Here is a 22,044-nt window from a genome sequence, read left to right on the forward strand (position 1 = left end):
GAGATGAGTCGGACGTACAACGTGGCCGTGGTCGGGGCAACCGGCGCGGTCGGCGAGACCATGCTGGACGTGCTGGCCGAGCGGCAGTTCCCGATCGGCGAGCTGTACGCGCTCGCCAGCGAGCGGTCGGTCGGCAAGCCGGTGCGCTGCGGCGACCGGCGCGTCAAGGTGCAGGACCTGGCCACGTTCGATTTCTCGAAGGCCGAGATTGGACTTTTCTCGGCCGGCGGGTCGATTTCCGCCGAGTACGCGCCGCGCGCCGCCGAGGCCGGCTGCGTCGTGATCGACAACACCTCGCACTTCCGGAACGAGCCGGACATCCCGCTGGTGGTGCCGGAAGTGAACCCGCACGACATCGCCGACTACCGCAACCGCGGCATCATCGCGAACCCCAACTGCTCCACCATCCAGATGGTGGTGGCGCTGAAACCGCTGCACGACGCCGCGCGCATCCGCCGCATCAACGTCGCGACCTACCAGTCGGTGTCCGGCACCGGCAAGAAGGCCATCGAGGAACTCGCCGGCCAGACCGCGGCGCTGCTGAACGGCCAGCCGATCGAGCCCAAGGTGTACCCGAAGCAGATCGCCTTCAACGCGCTGCCGCAGATCGACACCTTTCAGGACAACGGCTACACGCGCGAAGAAATGAAGATGGTGTGGGAGACGCGCAAGATCCTCGGCGACGCCGACATCGACGTGAACCCCACCTGCGTGCGCATCCCGGTGTTCTACGGCCACTCCGAGGCGGTGCACATCGAGTTCGAGCGCCCGCTGGGTGCCGACGAGGCGCGCGCGCTGCTCGCCGCCGCGCCGGGCGTGCAGGTGGTGGACGAGCGGGCGCCGGGCGGCTACCCCACGGCGGTCGAGGCGGCCGGCCACGACTGGGTCTACGTCGGGCGCATCCGGGACGACATCTCGCACCCCTGCGGCCTGAACCTGTGGGTGGTGTCGGACAACATCCGCAAGGGCGCCGCCACCAACAGCGTGCAGATCGCCGAGCGGCTGATCGCGGAGTATCTGGGCGCCTGACGGCACCGTTTGTGGGGGCGCGCGCACTGCGCTAACCTCACGCCGCGATTCGCTGCGCGGGCATACACACGGGAGGGTTTAGGTGGCTAAACGCACGCGTCTTGGGCAGGTGGTGGCACCCGCCTTGCTGATGTCACTCGGCATGGCGCCGCTCGGCGCCCAGGCGCTCGGGCTGGGCAATCTGCGCGTGAGTTCGGCTCTTGGGCAACCGCTCAGCGCCCGCATTGACCTGGTCGGAGCCACCGCCGCCGAGGCAGAGATCGCGACCATCAGCCTTGCCTCCGCCGAGGCGCACCAGCGCATGGGCGTGGGCAGCACCCTCGGCGGGGTCACGCTGCATTTCGAAGTCAAGGTCGGTGGCGACGGGCATCCGTACGTGTCCGTTACGTCCTACCAACCGGTGCGCGAGCCGTACATCGAGTTCATCGTCGAGGCACTCAGCCCGACCGGACAGGTGGCGCGCCACTACACCGTCTTGCTGGACCCGATCGGTGCGCCCGCCACGGCGACACCGGCCGGCCAATGGGCCACGCCCGTCGTGACGATGACGCCGCCCGCACACGCCGCGCCACGTGCGCGCGCCAATCCCTTTGCAAACGTTGGCGCGCCCAAAGCCGGCGCCACCTGGGGGCCGGTGCCACCCGGCGCCACGCTGTGGTCGATCGCCCGACGGGTGCAGCCAAGCGGCGCCGATCTTGACGACGTGATGTCCGCCATTCAACGCGCGAATCCCGAGGCCTTCATCAATGGCGATCCGGCGCGGCTGCTGGCCGGCAGCCGCCTGAGCATCCCGCAGGCCGATGCCCTGCGCGCGCCGCCCCCGGGCGCACCCTCCCCCGCCGAGCCGGCACCGGTCGACAACGCGCCCGCACCGTCCGAGGTGCCCCCGTCGGGCACGCCCACACCCACGCGCGCCGAAGCGCCGGCAGCCGAAGCCGCGCCCGCGCCCGCGGCCACGGCGAGCGCGCCCGCCGCGACTGAACAAGCCAAGACCGAAAGCGCCCCGCCGGAAGGCGAAGTGCGCGTGCTGCGCGGCGAAGACGCTGCCGCCGCATCCCAGCCAGGGACGGCGCCGGGGGGCGCGGCCGAAAACCGCATTCAGTTGCTTGAGGAAGCCCTCGACGCCGCGCAGCAACAAAACGCATCACTCGACGTGCGGCTGAAGGCGCTTGAGGAGCAGATCCGTACCCTGACCGAGCTTGCCAAGGGCAGTGCCTCGGGAGCATCGCCGGTCGAAGGCGCAGCCGCGCCGGCGGATGCCGCCGTGGCCGAAGCGGCGCCGGCCGAAGCAATGCCCGAAACGGCGCCTGCGGCCCCTGCCGAGGCCACGCCTGCGCCCCCCGCCGAGACCACGCCGGCCGTCCCGACGGCGGCCGCGCCCACGCCACCCCCGACTCAGCCCGCCGCAGAGCAGCAGCAGCCTGACGAGCCGAGCTCCGGGTCACGGGTTTATGTGCTGGCGGCTGCAGCCGGCGCCGGACTGGCCGGGCTGGTGCTATGGGCAAGGCGGCGTCGGGAGGCATCAAGCCTTGCGCTGCCGGAAGCCGAGGTCCAGGTCGCTCAAGCCGAGTGGCACGAGACGGTTCCGGAGCCCGCTCCGGCGGCAGCGCACAGGCCCGACCGGACGGCCGCACCCACCGTGGCGGCGGCGCCTTTGGCGACTACGAACGACGGCTTCGGCGACCCCGTGGACACGCAGATTGATCTGCTGACCGCTTACGTCGGCATGGCCGACGGCCCCTCGGCGCGGCAGATTCACGACGAGATCCAGCGCACCGGCAACGCCGCGCAGAAGGCGCAGGCCGCGGCCCTGCTGGCGCGTCTGGACGCGTGAGGGCGGGCGCCAGCCAGCGTTTTGCGGATCGCCCTTAGCGTCGAATACGACGGCAGCGCCTACTGCGGCTGGCAGCTCCAGGCGCACAGCCCGTCGGTGCAGGCGGTGCTGGAGCAGGCGCTGGCCGGCATTGCCTGCGAACCCATCCGCGTGGTGGCCGCGGGGCGCACCGACACCGGCGTGCACGCGCTGGGGCAGGTGGTGCACTTCGATACCACCGCCGAGCGCCCGCAGCGCGCCTGGCTGCGCGGCGCCAACACGCGGCTGCCGGGCGACGTGCGCATCGTCGCCGCGCAGCCGGTGGCGGACGATTTCCACGCCCGTTTCAGCGCCCTGTCGCGCGCCTACCGGTACCTGATCCTGAACCGCCCGCAGGCGCCCGCGGTGGGCCACGCGCGCGTTGCCTGGGAGCCGCGCCCGCTCGATGCGCAGGCCATGCACGCGGCCGCGCAAAGCCTGCTCGGCGAGCACGATTTCAGCGCCTTTCGCGCCGCCGCCTGCCAGTCGCGCTCGCCGTGGCGGAACCTCGTGCAGCTCGACGTGCGCCGCCACGGGCCGTGGCTGGTGATCGACGCGAAAGCCAACGCCTTCCTGCACCACATGGTGCGCAACCTGGTCGGCACGCTGCTCGACATCGGCACCGGCGATCAGCCGGTCGAGTGGGCCAGCCAGCTGCTCGCCGGGCGCGATCGCACGCAGGCCGGCCGCACCGCGCCGGCGGCGGGGCTCTATCTGACGGCGGTACAGTACCCGCCCCATTACGGCGTCGAGCCGCCGCCGCCGCTGTTGCCGGTCTGAGCCATGCCCACGCGCGTTAAAATCTGCGGCATCACACGTCCCGAGGACGGGCTGGCGGCAGCACGGGCCGGCGCGCACGCCATCGGGCTCGTGTTCCATCCCGCAAGTTCCCGCTACGTCAGCGTGGCGCAGGCGCAGGTCATCGTGGCGGCGCTGCCGCCGCTGGTGAGCGTGGTCGGCCTGTTCGTGGACGCCGGGCGGGAGCAGATCGCCGATGTGCTGGCGCAAGTACCGCTGGATGTCATCCAGTTCCACGGCGCAGAACCGGCAGGCGAATGCCGCGGCTACGGCCGGCGGTACCTGAAGGCGCTGCACGTGCGGGACGGCGTGGACCTGGCCGCACAGGCGGCCGCATATCACGATGCCGCCGGGCTGCTGCTGGATGCCTTCGTGCCCGGTGTGCCGGGGGGCAGCGGGCGCACGTTCGACTGGGCTGCCGTGCCGGCCGGTCTGCCGCGGCCGCTGCTGCTGGCGGGCGGGCTCGACGCCGGCAACGTGGCGGCGGCGCTCCGGCGCGTGCGGCCGTGGGCGGTGGACGTGAGCAGCGGGGTCGAGTCGGCGCCCGGCATCAAGGATGCGGGGCGGATTGAAGCTTTCATGCAGGCGGTGCGACAGGTGGACGATGAGCAGGGTTGAGGTGGACAGCAGCGCGCCCTTGCCGGATGCGCACGGGTATTTCGGGCGCTACGGCGGGCGTTTCGTGGCCGAAACGCTGATGCAGCCGCTGCAGGAGCTCGAAGCCGCGTATCGCCACGCGCAGACCGACCCGGCCTTCCAGGCCGAGCTCGATCAGGACCTTCGCGACTACGTCGGCCGGCCGTCGGCGCTGTATCTGGCCGAGCGCTGGACGCGCGAGGCGGGCGGTGCGCGCATCTACCTCAAGCGCGAGGACCTGAACCACACCGGCGCGCACAAGATCAACAACACCGTCGGGCAGATCCTGCTGGCGCGGCGCATGGGCAAGACGCGCGTCATCGCCGAGACCGGCGCCGGCCAGCACGGCGTGGCCACCGCCACCGTGGCGGCGCGCCTGGGCGTGGAGTGCGTGGTGTACATGGGCGCCGAGGACATCCAGCGCCAGACCGCCAACGTGTACCGCATGCGCCTGCTGGGCGCCGAGGTGCGGGCGGTGGAAAGCGGTTCCCGCACGCTGAAGGACGCGCTGAACGAGGCGCTGCGCGACTGGGTGGCCAACGTCGACAACACCTTCTACATCATCGGCACCGTGGCCGGACCGCACCCGTACCCGCAGATGGTGCGCGACTTTCAGGCCATCATCGGCCGCGAGACGCGCGCCCAGATGCTGGAGCGCACGGGCCGACTGCCGGATGCGGTGGTGGCCTGCGTGGGCGGTGGCTCGAACGCGATCGGCATGTTCCACCCGTTCATCGGCGATGCCGACGTTGCGCTATATGGCGTCGAGGCGGCCGGGTATGGTCTGGCCACCGGTCGCCACGCGGCCTCCATCAGCGCCGGCAAACCCGGCGTGCTGCACGGCAACCGCACGTACCTGATCCAGGACGAGGACGGTCAGATCGGCAGCACGCATTCCATCTCGGCCGGTCTGGATTACCCAGGCGTCGGCCCCGAGCACGCCTGGCTCAACGACATCGGCCGCGCGCGCTACGTGACGGTCGGCGACGACGAGGCGCTGGCGGCGTTTCATCACCTGACGCGCACCGAGGGCATCATCCCGGCGCTCGAGTCCTCGCACGCGCTGGCCTACGCCGGCAAGCTCGCGTCGTCCATGCGGCCCGAGCAGAGTGTCGTGGTGTGCCTGTCCGGGCGCGGCGACAAGGACATCCATACCGTGGCGACGATCGAGGGCATCCACGTATGAGCCGCCTGGCGACGCGATTTGCCGAGCTGCGCGCGGCCCGGCGGGCGGGCCTCGTGATCTTCGTCACGGCGGGTGACCCGCACCCGGACCAGACCGTCGACCTCATGCACGCGCTGGTCGCGGCTGGCGCCGACGTGCTGGAGCTCGGCGTGCCGTTCTCGGACCCGATGGCCGACGGGCCGGTGATCCAGCGTGCCTCCGAGCGCGCGCTGGCGCAGGGCATGGACCTGCGCCGCGTGCTGGAGCAGGTACGCGCGTTCCGGCAGACCGACACCACCACCCCCGTGGTGCTGATGGGGTACCTGAACCCCATCGAGCAGATGGGCGTCGAGCGCTTCGCCGATGCCGCCGCGGCGGCCGGCGTGGACGGCGCGCTCACCGTCGACCTGCCCTTCGACGAGGAGCCCGCGCACGCGGCGGCGCTCCGCTCTGCGGGCCTCGACAGCATCTTCCTGCTGGCGCCGACCAGCGGCCCCGAACGGGCGCGCGCCGTCGCCGCGCAGGCGAGCGGGTTCCTGTACTACGTGTCGGTGCGCGGCGTGACCGGCGCCGGCAGTGTCGATCTCGCCGACGTCGAGGCGCAGGTGCAGGCGCTGAAAGCGCACACCGCGCTGCCGGTCGGCGTCGGCTTTGGCGTGCGCACGCCCCAGGCGGCGGCGCAGATCGCCGGCTTTGCCGACGCCGTGGTGGTCGGCAGCGCCGTGATCGAACAGATCGAAGCCGCCACCGCTGCCGGCACGAGTGGCCCGGACGCGCTGCGCGGTGCCGTGGAGCTGGTGCGCGCGCTGCGCGCCGGCATCGAGACTGCGGGAGGGAAAGGGCGATGAACTGGTTGACCCGGCTGGTGCCGGAGCGCATCCGCACGCGCACCGGCACTGCGTCCAAGAAGGTGCCCGAGGGCCTGTGGGCCAAGTGCCCGGAGTGCAAGGCGGTGCTGTACCGCACCGAGCTCGAACACAACCTGGAGGTCTGCCCGCGCTGCAATCACCACCTTCGCATTGGCGCGCGGGCGCGGCTCGACGCGTTTCTGGATGCCGAGCCGCGCACCGAAATCGGCGCCGAGCTCGAAGCCATCGACGTGCACAAGTTCAAGGACACCAAGCGCTACCGCGATCGTCTGCTCGCCACGCAGAAGGAAACCGGCGAACGCGACGCGCTGGTGGTCATCGAAGGCGCGCTGATGGGCCACGGCGTGGTGGCGGCGGCGTTCGAGTTCCGCTTCATGGGCGGCTCGATGGGCTCGGTGGTCGGCGAGCGCTTCACGCGCGGCGCGCAGGCCTGTCTCGATCATCACCTGCCGCTGGTGTGCTTCTCGTCCTCGGGCGGCGCGCGCATGCAGGAGGGTCTGTTCTCGCTGCTGCAGATGGCCAAGACGTCCGCCATGCTGGCCTGCATGGGCGAGGCCGGCCTGCCGTTCATCTCGGTGCTGACCGACCCCACCACCGGCGGGGTGTCGGCGAGTCTGGCCATGCTGGGCGACGTGATCATCGCCGAGCCAAACGCGCTGATCGGCTTTGCCGGCCCGCGCGTCATCGAGCAGACCGTGCGCGAGGTGCTGCCGCCGGGCTTCCAGCGCAGCGAGTTCCTGCTCAGCCACGGCGCCATCGACCAGATCGTCGACCGCCGGCAGATGCGCGAGCACGTGGCCCGGCTGCTGGGCCTGCTGCAAGGGCGCGCCGCCGCCGCGTGAGCGCCCGTTTCAGCCGCCTCGACGACTGGCTCGCCTGGCAGGAGACGGCCCACCCGGTCAAGATCGATCTCAGCCTGGATCGGGTGCGCCACGTGCTCGCGGCACTCGCCCCGCCGCTCGCCGGCGTGCCGGTCATCACGGTGGCCGGCACCAACGGCAAGGGCTCGACGGTGGCGTTTCTCGACGCCATCTACCGCGCCGCCGGCTATCGCACCGGCGTGTACACCTCGCCGCATTTGCTGCACTACAACGAGCGCGTGCGCGTGGCCGGGCGGGACGCCGACGATGACGCGCTGTGCGCGGCCTTCGAGCGCATCGACGCCGCCCGCGGCGAGGTCTCGCTGACCTACTTCGAGTGGGGCACGCTCGCGGCGCTCGATGTCTTTGCTGCCGCCGGCTGCGAGGTGCTGATTCTGGAAGTCGGCCTCGGCGGGCGGCTCGACGCCGTCAACGCCGTGGACGCGGACGTCGCCATCCTGACGTCCGTCGATCTCGACCACCAGCAGTTCCTCGGCGACACGCGGGACGCGATCGGCGCCGAGAAGGCCGCCATCGCGCGCACCGGAAAGCCGCTGATCGTGACCGATCCCGGCCCGCCGGCGAGCGTGGTCGATCACGCCGCCCGCTCCGGGGCGCGGCTGTGGCGGTATGGCGTCGATTACGCCGCGACCGCGTCCGGTACCGACGGGTGGACGTGGGCCTGTGGCGATGCCCACCTCGCGCTGCCCATGCCCGGCTTGGCCGGCGCGGTGCAGCGGCGCAACGCCGCGAGCGCCGTGCTGGCAGCGCGCCTGCTGGCGCCGCGCCTGCCGATCGACGACGCGGCGTTGGCGCAAGGCGTGCGACAGGCCAGCGTCGGCGCGCGCTTCGAGCGCCGCGGCCGCGATCCCGAGTGGGTGCTCGACGTCGCCCACAACCCCGAGGCCGCGCGTAACCTCGCCGAGAACCTCCGCGCGCATCCCCTGCCCGGCCGCACCATCGCCGTGCTCGGCATGCTGGCCGACAAGGACGCTGCCGGCGTGCTGGCGCCGCTGGCCAGGCTTATCGATGCCTGGCACCTGGCCAGCCTTGACGGCCCACGGGGTGCCACCGCGCAGCAGTTGGCGGCCTCGCTCACCGCGCTCGGTGTCACCGCGCTGCACAGCCATGACGACGTCGCCGCCGCCTGCCACGCGGCGCAGCGGTCGGCGGGCGCCGGCGACCGCGTGCTGGTGTTCGGCTCGTTTCACACCGTCGAGCAGGCGCTGCGTAGCCACCTGCTGCCGGCGGAAGCCCCGCCCGCGACGCTATAATTCGCGTCTGCTGCTGACTTTCCGGAGCATCGATGGACCAGGGCAAGCTCAGATACCGGATCGTGGGCGGCGTCGTGCTGCTGGCCTTGCTGGCCATTCTGGTGCCCGTCCTGAACGACGTGCGCCAGCCACTGCCGCAGGGCCCGCAGGCGATCGATATTCCGGCCGAGCCCGCTGACGGACTCACCGCGCAGGTGCCGACGGATGGAGTGACGCCGCACGACGTGGCCCCGCAGCCGCAGGACGTGCCGGAACCGCTGCCGGCGCCGCCGCTCACCGAGGAAGACCCCGCGCCGGACATGGACGGCGCCGCCCCGGCTGAGCTATTCAGCCCACCCGAGCCGCCCGCCCCGGCGGCCGATCCGGAACCCGCCAAGCCCGCGCCGGTCCCCACGCCAAAAGCTGTTCTGCCCAAACCTGCTCCGCCCAAGCCGGCTGCGCCACCCGCGGCAAAGCCGGTACCGGCCGCGCCTGCCGCCCCAGCCACCCCGGTAGCCAAACCCGTGCCGGCACCCAAACCGCCGGTGGCGGCCCCGGCCAAGCCCAGCCCCGTGGTGAAGGCAGCGCCGACGGGCGCCCCGGCCCCGGCGCCCAGCCCCACAGCCAAGCCACCGGCACCCTCCCCTGCCGCGCCGGTGACCGCCCCCGCCACGCAGCAGGCCTGGGTGGTCCAGCTGGGTGTCTACGGCAACCTCAAGACCGCGATCGACCTGCGCGAGCGGCTTCGCAAGGCCGGGCACAGCGCGTTCACCGAAGAGGTGGCGACGCCGCACGGCAAGGCGCTGCGCGTGCGCGTCGGCCCCGATCTGGACCGCGCCGCGGCGCAGGCGCTGCGCGACCGGCTGGCGCGGGAGACCGGCCACGACGGCATCGTGATGGCGTACCCGTGACCGTTTCCCACCGCGCGCCATGAACCTTGTCGACGTGCTGTTCGTGTTGGTGGCAGCCGTGTCGCTGCTGGTGGGCGTCTGGCGTGGGCTGCTGCGCGAGCTGCTGTCGCTGCTGTCGTGGCTGGTGGCGGCTTACGTGGCGTGGCGTTTTCATGGCCTGCTGATGCCGCCGCTTGCCAGCGCGATCGCAAGCCCGGGGGCGCGCCAGGCGGCGGCGCTGCTGCTGGTGTTCATCGGCGCCCTGATCGGCCTGGCGCTGCTGTCGCACCTGCTGGTGAGCCTGCTCAAGCGCAGCCCGCTGCGGGGCACCGACCGCGCGCTGGGTGCCGTGTTCGGCGCGCTGCGCGGCCTGGTACTGATCGGCGCTGCCGTCCTGCTGGTCGAGGCCACGCCGCTGCAAAAATCGCTGTGGTGGCAGGGGTCGGCGCTGGTGCCGCAGGCGCGCCTGTCGGCACATTGGCTGCGAAGCACGGTCGAATGGGGTTTGGAGCAATTTCAGGCGCCCACGGCGGCTTGAGCGAGGTAAGGCCATGTGCGGAATCATCGGCATCGTCGCCCAGACACCGGTCAACCAGGCCATCTACGATGGCCTCACGGTACTGCAACACCGCGGCCAGGACGCCGCCGGCATGGTCACCGCCGATAACGGGCGGCTGTTCATGCGCAAGGACAACGGCATGGTGCGCGACGTGTTCGGCCAGCAGCACATGGAGCGCCTGCGCGGCAACATGGGCATCGGCCACGTGCGCTACCCGACCGCCGGCAGCTCCGCCTCGGCCGAATCGCAGCCGTTCTACGTGAATTCCCCCTACGGCATCACGCTCGCCCATAACGGCAACCTCACCAACACCGACGCGCTGCGTCAGGCACTGACCGAGGACGAGCTGCGGCACCTGAACACCGACTCCGACTCCGAGGTGCTGCTGAACGTGTTCGCCGGTGAGCTGCAGCGCATCGGCCGGGTGCGCGTGACGCACGAGGACGTGTTCGCCGCCGTGCGCGCGGTGCACCGCCGCTGCCGTGGCGCCTACGCGGTGGTGGCGATGATCACCGACTACGGCGTGGTCGGCTTCCGCGACCCCTACGGCATCCGCCCACTCGTGATCGGCGTGCGCGAGAACCTGCTCGGCAACGAGTACATCCTGGCCTCCGAGAGCGTGGCGGTGGCGAGCCTCGGCTTCAAGGTGCTGCGCGACGTGGCGCCCGGCGAGGCGGTGATCATCGACAGCGCCGGCGTGCTGCACACGCGCCAGTGCGCCGATACGCCGCAGCTGACGCCGTGCCTGTTCGAACTGGTGTACTTCGCGCGCCCGGATTCGATCCTGGACGACATCTCGGTGCACAAGTGCCGCATGCGCCTTGGCGAGAAGCTGGCGCACAAGCTGCACCGCGTGTGGCCGGACCACGACATCGACGTGGTGATCCCGATTCCGGACACGAGCCGCACCGCGGCCATGCAGATGGCGACCGAACTCGGCGTGAAGTACCGCGAGGGCTTCATCAAGAACCGCTACATCGCGCGCACCTTCATCATGCCGGGCCAGGGCGAGCGCAAGCGCTCGGTGCGCCAGAAGCTCAATCCCATCGAGCTCGAGTTTGAGGGCAAGAACGTGCTGCTGGTGGACGACTCCATCGTGCGCGGCACCACCTCGCAGCAGATCGTGCAGCTGGCGCGCGACGCCGGCGCCCGCAAGGTGTACTTCGCCTCGGCGGCGCCGCCGGTGCGCTACGCCAACGTGTACGGCATCGACATCCCGAACCCGCAGGAGCTGATCGCGCACGGCCGCAGCGAGCAGGAAATCTGCGAGTCGATCGGCGCCGACTGGCTGATCTACCAGGATCTCGACGATCTGAAGGACGCCGCCCGCGAGGGCAACCCCGACATCCGCGAGTTTGACGCCTCATGCTTCGATGGGCTGTACGTGACCGGCGACGTGGACCAGCCCTACCTCGAACACATCGGCCAGGCGCGCAGCGACGGCGCCAAACAGCTGCGTGCGGCGACGGCCCGCGATGAACTGCAAATCGTGGTGTAAGCCGCTACTCGCCGCCGCGCTGCTGCTGATCGCGGCGGCGCCGAGGTGGGCTTTCGCCCAGGCCGCCTTCGATCGCGCGGCCATCGACGCCGCCGTTGCCGAGCGTATCGATGCCGCCGTGACCGACGTGCAGGCCTGGGTGCGCATCCCCTCCATCACTGCCGAAGGCGACCCGCACCGCGCCGACAAGACGGCGCTGCTGCGGGCGGTGGTGGCGCGCGCCAAGGCGCTCGGTCTCACCGCGCGGTTGCTTCCCGGCGAGCAGGTGGCGGTCGTGGACCTCGGCCGCGGCGACAACGTGCTCGGCATCCTGGTGCATGGGGACGTCGTGCCGCCGGGCGACGCCACCCGCTGGACGCACCCACCGTTCAGCGGCGACCTCGTAGACGGCGCCGTTTGGGGTCGCGGCAGCCTCGACGACAAGGGGCCGCTGGTGGCGAGTCTGTACGCGATGGCGGCGCTGAACGACGCCGGCCTGCCGTTGACGCGCCCGGTGCGGCTGATCGTCGGCAGCAGTGAAGAGAACATGGACTGGCGGGAGCTCGACGCCGTCCGGCAAGCCGGTCTTGTGCCGACCGAAGGCTGGGCGGCCGACGCGGGTTTCCCGGTCATCCACGCCGAGAAGAGCTATCTCGACGTGTCCGTGCTGTTCGACGGGACGGCCGATCCCATGCTGCGCGCATTCGGCGGCGGCGTTGTGCCCAATGCCGTACCGGAGTCGGCCACCGCGACGCTGGTTGGTGACCCGAACGCGCTCACCACGACGTTGCAGCCCGCCATCGCCGCGTATGACGGCGGCTCGAACCCTTCAACGTTCACCCTCAACCGCACCGCCGATGGCGTCGAGATCACCGCCCGCGGCAAGGCCGCGCACGGCGCCCGTCCGCAGGCCGGCATCAATGCGGTGACGCATCTCGCACAGTTGCTGTTCGGTGCACGGGGGGCGCTCGGCATCGATGCAGACTCGGCACAAGGTCGGACCATCGCCTTCATCGCCGAGCGCATCGGGCTCGAAACAGACGGCGCCACGCTCGGCCTGCGCCACACCGCGCCGGGCTTCGAGCCGTCCACCGTGAATCTTGGCCTGCTGCTACCGACCGACACCGGCCTTCGGGCGCAGCTCAACGTGCGCGTGCCGCCGGGGCTCGATCTGGCCACCCAGCAGACGCGCCTGGCTGATGCCGCGGCGCCCTACCAGGGCCGCATCAAGCTTGTGGAAGGCAAGGAGGCGCTGTGGGTCGATCCCGCGACGCCGCTGGTGCAGACGCTGCTCGGCATCTACCGGCAGTTCACTGACGACGACACCGCCCCGCTCGCCATCGGCGGGACGACCTATGCCAAGGCCTTCCCCAACTTCGTCGCGTTTGGCATGGGCTTTCCAGGCGGGCCGATGCTGGCGCACGCGGACAACGAAAAACTCGCCGTCGCGGACCTGCGCCGTGGCATGAGCATTTATCTCGCCGCGCTGGCGCAGCTCGCTGCCGGCGTCACGTTGGCGCCGGCGGCGCCTACACCCTGACGGAGACGGTCATGAGCGCATCGCGTCAGTTGCACCTCGGCGCCTTCATGCGCCCGATCAGCATCCACACCGCCGCCTGGCGCTACCCGGGCGGCACGCCGGACGGCAACTTCAACTGGCCGCTGCTGAAGCGCCTCACGCAGAAGCTCGAACACGGCAAGTTCGACGCGTTCTTCATGGCCGACCATCTTGCCGTGCCGAACATGCCGCCGGACGCGCTCAAGCGTAGCGCCACGGTCACGTCGTTCGCGCCGATGACGCTGCTGCCGGCGCTGGCCGCCGTCACCGAGCGCATTGGTCTGATCGCCACCATGTCGACGACCTACAACGCGCCCTACCACGTGGCGCGGTTGTTCGCGTCCCTGGATCACCTGAGCGGCGGGCGCGCGGCCTGGAACATCGTCACCTCCACCAACCCCAACGAAGCCCTCAACTTCGGCATCAAGGAGCACCTCGAACACGACCTGCGTTACCGCCGCGCGCGCGAGTTCTACGAGGTGGTGACCGGCCTGTGGGACAGCTGGGCCGACGACGCCTTCATCCGCGACGTGGACAGCGGCGTGTTCTCGGACCCCGACAAGATGCACGTGCTCGACTTCCACGGCGAGTTCTTCGAGAGCCGCGGGCCGCTCAACGTCGCCCGGCCGGTGCAGGGCTGGCCGGTGATCGTGCAGGCCGGCCAGTCCGACGCCGGCCGGCAGCTCGCCGCCGAGACCGCCGAGATGGTGTTCTCGGGCGTGAGCGATCTTGAAACGGCGCAGCGGGTGTACGCCGACATCAAGGGCCGCGCGCAGGACGCGGGCCGCAATCCGGATCACCTGGTGATCATGCCGGGCGCGTTCGTGGTGGTCGGTGACACCGCCGCCGAGGCGCGCGCCAAAAAAATGAAGCTCGACAGCCTGGTCAACCCCGCCAGCGGCATCGGCACGCTGTCGGTTCAGCTGGGTTTTGACGTGTCAAAGCTCGACCTCGACGGCCCGCTGCCGGACGACCTGCCGCCGACCAACGCGAGCCACACCTCGCGCCAGAAGCTGGTCGACATGGCGCGGAGTGACAAACTCACGGTGCGCCAGCTCGCACAGTACGTAGGCGGGGCATTCGGTAGCCTTGAGATGATCGGCACGCCGGCCATGATCGCCGACCAGATGCAGGCCTGGCTCGACGCTCGCGCCTGCGACGGCTTCAACGTGATGTTTCCGTACCTGCCGGGCGGCCTCGACGACTTCGTCGACCAGGTGGTGCCGGAGTTGCAGCGGCGCGGCCTGTTCCGGCGTGATTACGAGGGCGCGACGCTGCGCGAGCACATGGGCCTGCCGCGGCCGAAGAACCGGTTTTTCTGAGCGCTGGCGCCGGCCGCACAATCAGGACGATCGCGCGCTGTCAATGGGACCCTGGTGCAGTTTCGCCCTTGACGAACTGTGCTAAAACCCCGGCGCTCCTGACCGCGGAACGCAGGGCAGCTCGTGTTGTACGCACCCGACCATCGCCCGATCGCTCCTGCTCGCGCCGAGCTTCGCTTCGGTGCGGCGCCGCGCAGCGTGCTGGTCAACGGCGTGCGCGCGGCGCGGGCCGTCGTGTGGGGGGCCTCGGCCGCGGTGTTGGTGCTGGTCGTCGGCTCGCTGATCTGGGGCGGTAGCGCGCCAGACATCCTGCCGGACGGGATGCTCATGCGCCCGCAGGCGGCCCGGGTCTTTGGCCTGCTGGCGCTGGCGTTGTTCGGGCTGGGCAGCGGGTTTCAGGCGCGACGCCTGCGCTCGTTCGGGAGCTGGTGCGCCCGGCTTGCACTGCTCGCGACGGTCGTTGCCGGCCTCGCGCAGCTTGACATCGGCCGCCGGCAAATCGCCGCCGTCTCGCCGGACGCCCTGGCCCAGATCGACCAACTGCCGGCGATTCCCAGTGTTGCGGCAGCGGCCCTGGCGGTCGCGTTCCTGTGCCTGCATCGGCGCCATCGAGCCGGCGGGCGCTTGGTCGTCTGGCTCGCCTTCGGCGCGGGCTTTGTTGGCCTCGTCGCCACGTTCGGGCATTTGTTCGATGCGCCGCGACTGTACTTCGCATCGACCACCAACGGCATGGCACCGATGGGAGCAGTCTCGTTGCTGCTGCTGTCGGCCGGGGCGTGGTGCGCGCAGCCCGATCGGGGCGCCGTCGGCCTGCTGATCGCCGACGACGCGGGTGGCGCGTCTCTGCGCCATCTTCTGCCAGCAGTGCTGGTCCTGGTGCCCGCGCTGGCATGGCTGCGGGTGTCAGCCGTCACGGCCGGCGTGGTGGGCATCGAAGCGGCGGGGGCGCTGTTCGTAGCGCTGGTGATGGCGATTCTGGGCGGCGCGCTGGCGATCGATGCCGGTCGACTCAGTCGCCTCGATCGCCGCAATCGTGAAGCAGCCGCCGACCTCGCCGCTCTGGCGGACGACCTGGAACGGCAGGTGGCAGCCCGCACCCGCGAGCTGTCCTACAACACCGACGAGTTGCGCCGCCAGGTCGCCGAGCGACAGAGCGCCGAGGCGCATTTTCGTGGCGTGTTCGAGGCCGTGCCGGATGCGGTGCTGGTGGTGGGCCCGAATGGCCTTATCGAGCTCGCCAACCGCCGCTGCGAGGCGGTGCTGGGCCGCGAGCCGGCGCAGCTGCTCGGCATGCCGATAAACAGCCTCGTGCCACCCGACATGCTCGAAGTCCACCGCCGACGCTGGCGGCGTTTTCTGGCACAGCCTACGCCCCATCACCTGTTCGGCGAAGTGGGCGATCTGTCGGTGTTGCGCGCGGACGGCACGCAACTGGCGGTCGAGGTAGCCCTGGGGGCGCTACCCGGGGACGCGCGCGCGCGCATCATCGTCTCGATTCGCGACATCGAGGCGCGCGTCGTCGCCACACAAAAGGCCCGCGAAGCGGACCAACGATTTCGGATCCTGGTGGACAACCTGCCTATTGGCATCTTCGTCGCCGACGACGACGCCGACGGACGCCTGCTCGAAGCGAACCCGGCCCTGCTGCGGATCATCGAAGCCGACTCCATGCGCCAGCTGCTCAGCAGCCCGATTTCCGCGTTCCACGCAATGGCGGGTGAACGAGCCACCATGCTGGCCGAGGCGCACCGGTCCGGGGGACTCCGCCAGACCGAGTTCTCCGGCACCACGCTGCGGGGGCGTGGCTTCGTGGCGTCGCTGACCGTGGTGCCGCGACAGACAAGCGACGGCGTCGTGTGGGACGGCCTGCTCGAAGATGTGACAGAGCGCAAACAGGCCGAGCAACGCATCCTCGATCTGAACGCCGCACTCACGGCGCGCGCGACGGAACTCGAAGTCACCAACCGCGAACTTGAAGCATTCAGCTATTCCGTCTCGCACGACCTGCGGGCGCCGCTGCGGGCGATCGACGGCTTCAGCCGCATCATCGAGCAGGACGGCGGCGATCGACTTGGCGACGCCAACCGCGAGCGGTTGAGCCGGGTGCGCCACAACGCGCAGCGAATGGGCATCCTGATCGATGATCTCCTGAACCTGGCTCGCCTGACACGGACACCACTGCACCGGCGCGCGGTGGACCTGACCGCCCTTGCGACCGACATCGTGGCCGGACTGCGCGATCAGGACCCGCAGCGCGAGGTGGAAGTCGACATCTCGCCGAATCTGACGGCCTGGGCGGATGTTGCGCTGCTGCGCGTGGTGTTGGTTAACTTGCTCGACAATGCATGGAAATTCACCGGACAGACCGCCGCGCCGCGCATCAGTGTGGAAAGTGAGGGCGATGAGCCGGTCTTCGTGGTCCGCGACAATGGGGCGGGTTTCGATATGGCGCACGCAGAGCAACTTTTCGGGCCGTTCCAGCGGCTGCATGCAATGGACGAATTTCCCGGCACCGGCGTTGGCCTTGCCACGGTGCAGCGAATCATTCACAAGCACGGCGGTCGAATCTGGGTCGAGGCGCAGCCCATGCGCGGTGCGAGCTTCAGGTTCACGCTTCCGCAGGAGGCACCAACATGAGCGAGCCTACCATCCTGCTGGTGGAGGACAACCCCGACGACGAGGCGCTGACGGTGCATGCCTTCCAGCAGCAGCATCTGGCCAACCAGGTTGTGGTTGCCCGCGACGGCGTGCAAGCACTCGACTACCTGTTCGCCCGTGATGCCTGGGCGGGCCGTGACCTTACGCAGGCTCCTGCCGTGGTGTTGCTGGATCTCAAGTTGCCGCGCATCGACGGACTGGAGGTGCTGCGTCAGATCCGGGCTGACGAACGCACCTGGTCTCAGCCCGTCGTCGTGCTCACCTCGTCGGCCGAGGAGCGCGACGTCGTCGAAAGTTATCGCCTCGGCTGCAACAGTTACGTGCGTAAGCCGGTCGACTTCGACGAGTTCGTCGCCGCCGCACAGCAACTTGGCCTGTACTGGCTGCTGCTGAACCGGCGGCCCTGAGGCGCTACCGTGTCCGACACCGCCTCGACTGACCGCTCCCCCGCCCCGCTGCGGGTACTGGTTATCGACGATTCGCCGGACGATGCGCTGCTGCTGATCGCGCACCTTCGCGAAGGCGGTTACGCGCCGAACTGGCGGCGGGTGGCCACGGAAAAAGATCTGCTTCGCACGCTGGAAGACGACTGGGACGTGGTGCTGGCCGACTACACCATGCCGGGCTTCGGCGGACACACTGCTCTTGCCATGGTGCAGCACCACACGCCGAGCGTGCCATTCATTTTCGTCTCCGGCACGTTGGGCGAAGCGGCGGCCGTGCGGGCCTTGCAGGAAGGCGCCCGCGACTATGTGACCAAGGGCGACCTCAAGCGACTGGTGCCGGCCATTGCACGCGAGCTGCGCGCAACCCGTGAGCACCAGCGCCAGATCGCGGCCGACGCCCGCGTACGCCAGTTACTGGCGGTCAGCGCCGACGCCGTTATCGGCTTCGACGCCGACTACCGCATCACCCTGTGGAGTGGCGGCGCCGCCGCGCTGCTCGGCTACGCCGAGGCGGACATCGTCGGCCAACCCCTGTCGCGGCTGATCCCGCGCCACCAGTGGTCGATGTTCGAGGAGTTGTTGGAGGCCTTCACCACCGCGCCCGAGGCCACCTGGCGGATCGGCGAACAGGCCGACATTTCCGGCCAGCGCGTGGATGGCCATCCGGTGCTGATCGAGGCCGCGCTGACCAAGTACCGCGAGAACGGTCACGCGGCGTTCCTGCTGGTGCTGCACGACATCGGCGATCGCGTGCAGCACGAACGCGAGATGCGTTTGCTGCTGAGCGTGTCGCAGCGCGCGACCGCCGGGGCCAGCCTGCCCGATATCCTCAGTGCATGCGCTGACCAAGTGCGCGAGGAGCATGACTGGCTGCAGGTGCAGATATGGCTGCTCGACGAGCGCGATGCGACTCTGGAGCGGCACGCCGTGGCGGTCGCTTCAGGCCGGCAAGCCGGCGCACCGGACGGCAACGCAGCGGCACGCAGCCTCGCCCAGCAAGCCAGCCAAACCGGTCACTCCCTGTGGCATGAAATCGACAGTGCCGGGGCGCCTGCTACACCGCCGTTGCCCGCCGACGTGCGCACGGCAATTGCGGTAGCTGTGCCGGGTGAACGCGGGCCGCTTGGCGTCGTCGAGTGCTGGCTGGCCGAGCGACGACCGCGCGATGAACGCCTGCTGCGCGTGCTGCAGGCCGTGGCCGATCAGCTCGGCAACGTCATCCAGCGCCAGCGCGCCGAGCAGCGGCTGCAGCAGCTGGCCCATTACGACGCCGTTACCGGCCTGCCAAACCGCGTGCTGTTCGCCGATCGCCTGGAACGGGCCATGGTCGAGGCGGATCGCCACGGCGGCTTGATCGGGCTGATTTTTGTCGATCTCGATCGTTTCAAGAGCATCAACGACGGACTCGGCCACGACGTGGGCGATCGCCTCCTGGTGCGCATCGCCGAGCGATTGCAGAACGCCGTTCGCGCCGAGGACACCGTCGCGCGACTGGCGGGCGATGAGTTCGCGGTGCTGGTCCCCAACCTCACGCGCGCTGAGGATCTGGCGCGCGTCGCGGGCAAGCTGCTGGAGGCCTTCGAGTCACCGTTCGAGATCAACGGCCAGCCCATCCGCAGCGGCGCCAGTCTCGGCCTCACGCTGTACCCCATCGACGAGCGCAGCGCGTCTGGCCTGCTGCGCAATGCCGACGCCGCCATGTACCGCGTCAAGCGCAGCGGCGGTGGCAGGTTCTGCTTCTTTGAGCCCGGGATGACCGAGCAGGCGACTGACCGTCTGGCGCTCGAAGCGGATCTCACGCGCGCCGTCGAACGGGGTGATCTGCGTGTCAGCTACCAGCCCGTCAAGGCACTCGCCAGCGGCCGCATCACGGGCGTCGAAGCGCTGGTGCGCTGGCAGCATCCCGAGCGCGGCCTGATGCTGCCGAGCCTGTTCATCCCGCTGGCCGAGGACTGCGGTGTGATCCACGAGCTCGGCGCGTGGGTGTTGCGGCGCGCCTGCGAGGACATGGCGACGCTTGCCAAGGACCAGGACCTGCGCCTGGCGGTCAACATCTCCGTGCGGCAGCTCAAGCACCCGCAGTTCGAGCAGCGCGTGCTGGAGGTGCTGGAGCAAACCGGCTTCGATGCGGGGCGGCTGACTTTCGAGATCACCGAAAGCGCCCTGTTCGGGGGCGGCGAGGTGGCGGCGGATACCGTCCGGCGTCTCGCTGAACACGGCATCCGTTTCTCGCTGGACGACTTCGGCACCGGCTATTCGAGCCTCGCCTACCTGCGGCAACTGCCGATCGACAAGCTCAAGCTGGACCCATCCTTCATCGGCGACGACACCCTGTCGTCCACTGACGGCGCCATCATTGCGGCCGTCATCGCGCTGGCGCGCAGCCTCGGCATCGACGTGGTCGCCGAGGGTGTCGAGTCGGCGCCGCAGGTCGAGTTGCTCGCACTGCATGGCTGCGACCAGATGCAGGGCTACCTGATCAGCGAGCCGCTGTCCGTCGAGGCGCTGGTCGCATGGCTGCGGGGCGACCCATCATCGCTCGGTGAGCCGGCTGACTGACCCCCTGCCGAGCGGGCACCGCGGGTAACCGGGCGGCCTGTGAGCAGGCCGCCATAGCCTAGATTCCGATCTCGGGGCCTCGATCAAACAGCTGCGCCGGGTCGCAATATGCCGCGATGCGGGCACGAAAATCCGCGTCGTCCGCCAGCAGCAAACGCCCGTGCTCCCACAGCGTCTTGCCGCCGAAGCGCACCGTGGGGTCGAGCAGCGGGATCGAGCCCTCGCCCGGCGGCGCCTCGCCGATGACGTGAAAGTGCGCCAGGCGCGGGTTGCCGTGGGCGTGCAGGATCCAGCCGAACAGGTCGTCCTGCGGGCGCAGGTGCGTGAAGCACGCCGGGTGCGTGCCCATGTGCCACGAGTTCACCACGCGGCCGTCCTTGTTCATCTCGGCGCCGGCGGCGTCCAGGTACCGACGCAGCGCATCCACCGCGCCGGGCTCGCCCTCGAAACCGACCATGCGGCCGCTCTCGATCGTGGCCAGCACCGGGCTTGGCAGGATCACGCCCTTGGCTTTCATCACGCGGATGGTGGACGGTGTCACCCAACGGATGGCGAGCCTGCCGCTGGCTTCCAGGCACGAGTACACCGCCGTCACGCTGAGCGGAAAGGTGCGCAGCGTGAAGCTGTCGACCGCCGCCGGGGCGGCCGGTTTGGGATGCAGCGGGGCGCGCAGGTCAGTGCCCAGTGGGCAGGTGACCTGATAGTCGCCGGCGGCAGCCAACTGCGGCGCGAGGGTTTTCAGAATCTCGGCACTCACCTGAAACGGGATGCGCGCGTACTCGGAGCCGAGCGTGTCCCAGGTGGTCAGCGGGTTCATCACCTTCAGGCCCCGGCCTTCGAACGGCACCAGGCGCAGCACCGCCGCCATCAGGTGATTGAGCAGCGTGACATCGGCGCCGGCGACCGCCGCCAGCAGCGTCTGCGGCACCTTGTCGGGGCCCTCGATGGCGTCCGCCCACAGCACGTGCACGCGGGCGCCGAGCGCGCGGGCCTCGTCCTCGATGATGCGTGCGACGGCCGGATCGACCAGACCGTTTTCGTTCACGACCATCAGTTCGGTGCCGCGCCGGACCTCGCAGCAGTTCACCAGCAGGTTGCGCGCGCCCGCGCGCACGTCGGCCTCGCTGCACAAGCGCGGCGCGGTGCGGAAATCGATGTCCTTGATCATGCCCATGGCGCTGCCCTCGCGGCGTTGGTCCAGCCGGCATTCTTGGCCGTCGGATACCGGCGGGCTTGACCCGCATCAAGCGCCGGGCAGCGGGATGGGCCGTGCTAGCATCGCCTCCAGAACGGCCGTTCATGCAGGCGGCCGACCGGTAACCTGCAAAGCGCCTCCGACGCCGAACGGAGCGCCGCGCCGAACGACACGAGGGGAAATGAACAGTCCCGCACAGCGGCCTGCCGTGGCCGCCGGCCCGGTCGACTTCGACCGCTACATCGACGACCGCATCGACGAGGGCGTGTTCGCGGTGCACCGCGACATCTTCCGCGACGAGTTCCTGTTCGAACTGGAGATGAAATACATCTTCGAGTCGAACTGGGTGTTCCTGTGCCACACCTCGCAGATCAGCCGGCCGCACGATTTCTACACCACGCACATCGGCCGCCAGCCGGTGCTGGTGACGCGCAATGCCGCGGGGGAACTGAAGGCCTTCCTGAACACCTGTACGCACAAGGGCTCGCTGGTGTGCCTCACGCGCGCCGGCAACCGCAAGTTCCACAGCTGCACCTACCACGGCTGGACGTTTGACTCCGCCGGCCGCTGCGTGTCGATCAAGGACCACGCGGACGCCGCCTACACGCCGGCGTTCGAGGCAGACGGTCACGACCTGCAGGCCGTACCCAAACTCGGTGAGTACCGCGGCTGGATCTTCGCCAGCCTTAATCCCGACGTGCTGCCGCTGGAGGAGCACCTGGGCGACGCGCGGGTGTTCATCGATCTGCTGGTCGAGCAGGCGCCGGACGGCATGGAGCTGGTGCGCGGCAACGCGAGCTACACCTTCCCCGGCAACTGGAAGCTGCAGGTCGAGAACTGCCTCGACGGCTACCACCTCAACATCGCCCACAAGGGCTTCATCGAGATCACCCGCCGGCGCATCGAGCGCGCCGGGGC

General features: G+C 70.0%; 18 protein-coding genes. 17 read left to right on the forward strand and 1 reads right to left on the reverse strand.

Going from position 1 to position 22,044, the window contains the following annotated elements; all coding sequences use genetic code 11:
* The first annotated feature begins 3 nt into the window (after positions 1-3).
* The 16 genes from AB7F93_RS00515 (at position 4) to AB7F93_RS00590 (ending at position 19,931) form a co-directional block, all read left to right on the forward strand.
* Entirely contained in the window at positions 4-1,029 is a 1,026-nt protein-coding gene (locus tag AB7F93_RS00515; RefSeq protein WP_428300912.1) for an aspartate-semialdehyde dehydrogenase, read from the forward strand.
* Positions 1,030-1,111: 82 nt separating this feature from the next.
* Positions 1,112-2,863 carry a type IV pilus assembly protein FimV gene (locus tag AB7F93_RS00520; RefSeq protein WP_428300913.1) on the forward strand — a complete coding sequence of 584 codons (1,752 nt, stop codon included), beginning with the start codon at positions 1,112-1,114 and terminating at the stop codon, positions 2,861-2,863.
* Between the two features lie 21 nt (positions 2,864-2,884).
* Positions 2,885-3,661: a tRNA pseudouridine(38-40) synthase TruA gene (gene truA / locus AB7F93_RS00525; RefSeq protein ID WP_428300914.1), complete on the forward strand. Its 777-nt coding sequence runs from the start codon at positions 2,885-2,887 to the stop codon at positions 3,659-3,661.
* Positions 3,662-3,664: 3 nt separating this feature from the next.
* Positions 3,665-4,297: a phosphoribosylanthranilate isomerase gene (locus AB7F93_RS00530; protein ID WP_428300915.1), complete on the forward strand. Its 633-nt coding sequence runs from the start codon at positions 3,665-3,667 to the stop codon at positions 4,295-4,297.
* The gene (gene trpB, locus AB7F93_RS00535) at positions 4,284-5,501 is read left to right on the forward strand and encodes a tryptophan synthase subunit beta (RefSeq protein WP_428300916.1); all 1,218 of its coding nucleotides are present in this window, start codon (positions 4,284-4,286) and stop codon (positions 5,499-5,501) included. Before AB7F93_RS00530 ends, trpB begins: the two co-directional genes overlap by 14 nt.
* Positions 5,498-6,328, forward strand: a complete 831-nt coding sequence (gene trpA, locus AB7F93_RS00540; protein ID WP_428300917.1) for a tryptophan synthase subunit alpha — start codon at positions 5,498-5,500, stop codon at positions 6,326-6,328. Before trpB ends, trpA begins: the two co-directional genes overlap by 4 nt.
* The gene (gene accD, locus AB7F93_RS00545) at positions 6,325-7,191 is read left to right on the forward strand and encodes an acetyl-CoA carboxylase, carboxyltransferase subunit beta (protein WP_428300918.1); all 867 of its coding nucleotides are present in this window, start codon (positions 6,325-6,327) and stop codon (positions 7,189-7,191) included. Before trpA ends, accD begins: the two co-directional genes overlap by 4 nt.
* Positions 7,188-8,483: a bifunctional tetrahydrofolate synthase/dihydrofolate synthase gene (gene folC / locus AB7F93_RS00550; RefSeq protein WP_428300919.1), complete on the forward strand. Its 1,296-nt coding sequence runs from the start codon at positions 7,188-7,190 to the stop codon at positions 8,481-8,483. Before accD ends, folC begins: the two co-directional genes overlap by 4 nt.
* A gap of 32 nt (positions 8,484-8,515) precedes the next feature.
* A complete protein-coding gene (locus AB7F93_RS00555; RefSeq protein WP_428300920.1) occupies positions 8,516-9,373 on the forward strand; it encodes an SPOR domain-containing protein in 858 nt (285 codons plus the stop codon).
* Positions 9,374-9,392: 19 nt separating this feature from the next.
* Positions 9,393-9,890, forward strand: a complete 498-nt coding sequence (locus AB7F93_RS00560; protein WP_428300921.1) for a CvpA family protein — start codon at positions 9,393-9,395, stop codon at positions 9,888-9,890.
* Positions 9,891-9,903: 13 nt separating this feature from the next.
* Positions 9,904-11,409: an amidophosphoribosyltransferase gene (purF, locus tag AB7F93_RS00565; RefSeq protein WP_428300922.1), complete on the forward strand. Its 1,506-nt coding sequence runs from the start codon at positions 9,904-9,906 to the stop codon at positions 11,407-11,409.
* Positions 11,387-12,928: a Sapep family Mn(2+)-dependent dipeptidase gene (locus tag AB7F93_RS00570; protein ID WP_428300923.1), complete on the forward strand. Its 1,542-nt coding sequence runs from the start codon at positions 11,387-11,389 to the stop codon at positions 12,926-12,928. The genes purF and AB7F93_RS00570 overlap by 23 nt, the downstream gene beginning before the upstream one ends.
* A gap of 11 nt (positions 12,929-12,939) precedes the next feature.
* Positions 12,940-14,268 carry an LLM class flavin-dependent oxidoreductase gene (locus AB7F93_RS00575; protein ID WP_428300924.1) on the forward strand — a complete coding sequence of 443 codons (1,329 nt, stop codon included), beginning with the start codon at positions 12,940-12,942 and terminating at the stop codon, positions 14,266-14,268.
* A 126-nt stretch (positions 14,269-14,394) separates the two neighbouring features.
* Positions 14,395-16,905 (forward strand): sensor histidine kinase, encoded by a 2,511-nt coding sequence (locus AB7F93_RS00580; RefSeq protein WP_428300925.1) that lies wholly within the window; start codon positions 14,395-14,397, stop codon positions 16,903-16,905.
* Entirely contained in the window at positions 16,902-17,333 is a 432-nt protein-coding gene (locus tag AB7F93_RS00585) for a response regulator (RefSeq protein ID WP_428300926.1), read from the forward strand. The genes AB7F93_RS00580 and AB7F93_RS00585 overlap by 4 nt, the downstream gene beginning before the upstream one ends.
* A 9-nt stretch (positions 17,334-17,342) precedes the next feature.
* Complete coding sequence (locus tag AB7F93_RS00590; protein ID WP_428300927.1) at positions 17,343-19,931, forward strand: EAL domain-containing protein; 2,589 nt, start codon at positions 17,343-17,345, stop codon at positions 19,929-19,931.
* A 58-nt stretch (positions 19,932-19,989) separates the two neighbouring features.
* On the opposite strand, the gene AB7F93_RS00595 is transcribed toward AB7F93_RS00590, so the two are convergent.
* Complete coding sequence (locus AB7F93_RS00595) at positions 19,990-21,105, reverse strand: hypothetical protein (RefSeq protein ID WP_428300928.1); 1,116 nt, start codon at positions 21,103-21,105, stop codon at positions 19,990-19,992.
* A 202-nt stretch (positions 21,106-21,307) separates the two neighbouring features.
* Here AB7F93_RS00595 and AB7F93_RS00600 point away from each other — a divergent pair.
* Positions 21,308-22,044 (forward strand): aromatic ring-hydroxylating oxygenase subunit alpha (locus AB7F93_RS00600; protein ID WP_428300929.1); only part of this gene is annotated, 737 nt, incomplete at its 3' end.

Origin of the sequence: Immundisolibacter sp., assembly GCF_050250495.1 — a bacterium.
In the GTDB taxonomy this organism is placed as follows: Bacteria; Pseudomonadota; Gammaproteobacteria; order Immundisolibacterales; family Immundisolibacteraceae; genus Immundisolibacter.

Bases quoted from the DNA above. Each gene is read 5' to 3' on its own strand.
- AB7F93_RS00515 (WP_428300912.1), top strand. From the start codon at position 4: ATGAGTCGGACGTACAACGTGGCCGTGGTCGGGGCAACCGGCGCGGTC.
- AB7F93_RS00530 (WP_428300915.1), top strand. From the start codon at position 3,665: ATGCCCACGCGCGTTAAAATCTGCGGCATCACACGTCCCGAGGACGGG.
- trpB (WP_428300916.1), top strand. From the start codon at position 4,284: ATGAGCAGGGTTGAGGTGGACAGCAGCGCGCCCTTGCCGGATGCGCAC.
- trpA (WP_428300917.1), top strand. From the start codon at position 5,498: ATGAGCCGCCTGGCGACGCGATTTGCCGAGCTGCGCGCGGCCCGGCGG.
- accD (WP_428300918.1), top strand. From the start codon at position 6,325: ATGAACTGGTTGACCCGGCTGGTGCCGGAGCGCATCCGCACGCGCACC.
- AB7F93_RS00555 (WP_428300920.1), top strand. From the start codon at position 8,516: ATGGACCAGGGCAAGCTCAGATACCGGATCGTGGGCGGCGTCGTGCTG.
- AB7F93_RS00560 (WP_428300921.1), top strand. From the start codon at position 9,393: ATGAACCTTGTCGACGTGCTGTTCGTGTTGGTGGCAGCCGTGTCGCTG.
- purF (WP_428300922.1), top strand. From the start codon at position 9,904: ATGTGCGGAATCATCGGCATCGTCGCCCAGACACCGGTCAACCAGGCC.
- AB7F93_RS00570 (WP_428300923.1), top strand. From the start codon at position 11,387: ATGAACTGCAAATCGTGGTGTAAGCCGCTACTCGCCGCCGCGCTGCTG.
- AB7F93_RS00575 (WP_428300924.1), top strand. From the start codon at position 12,940: ATGAGCGCATCGCGTCAGTTGCACCTCGGCGCCTTCATGCGCCCGATC.
- AB7F93_RS00585 (WP_428300926.1), top strand. From the start codon at position 16,902: ATGAGCGAGCCTACCATCCTGCTGGTGGAGGACAACCCCGACGACGAG.
- AB7F93_RS00595 (WP_428300928.1), bottom strand. From the start codon at position 21,105: ATGGGCATGATCAAGGACATCGATTTCCGCACCGCGCCGCGCTTGTGC.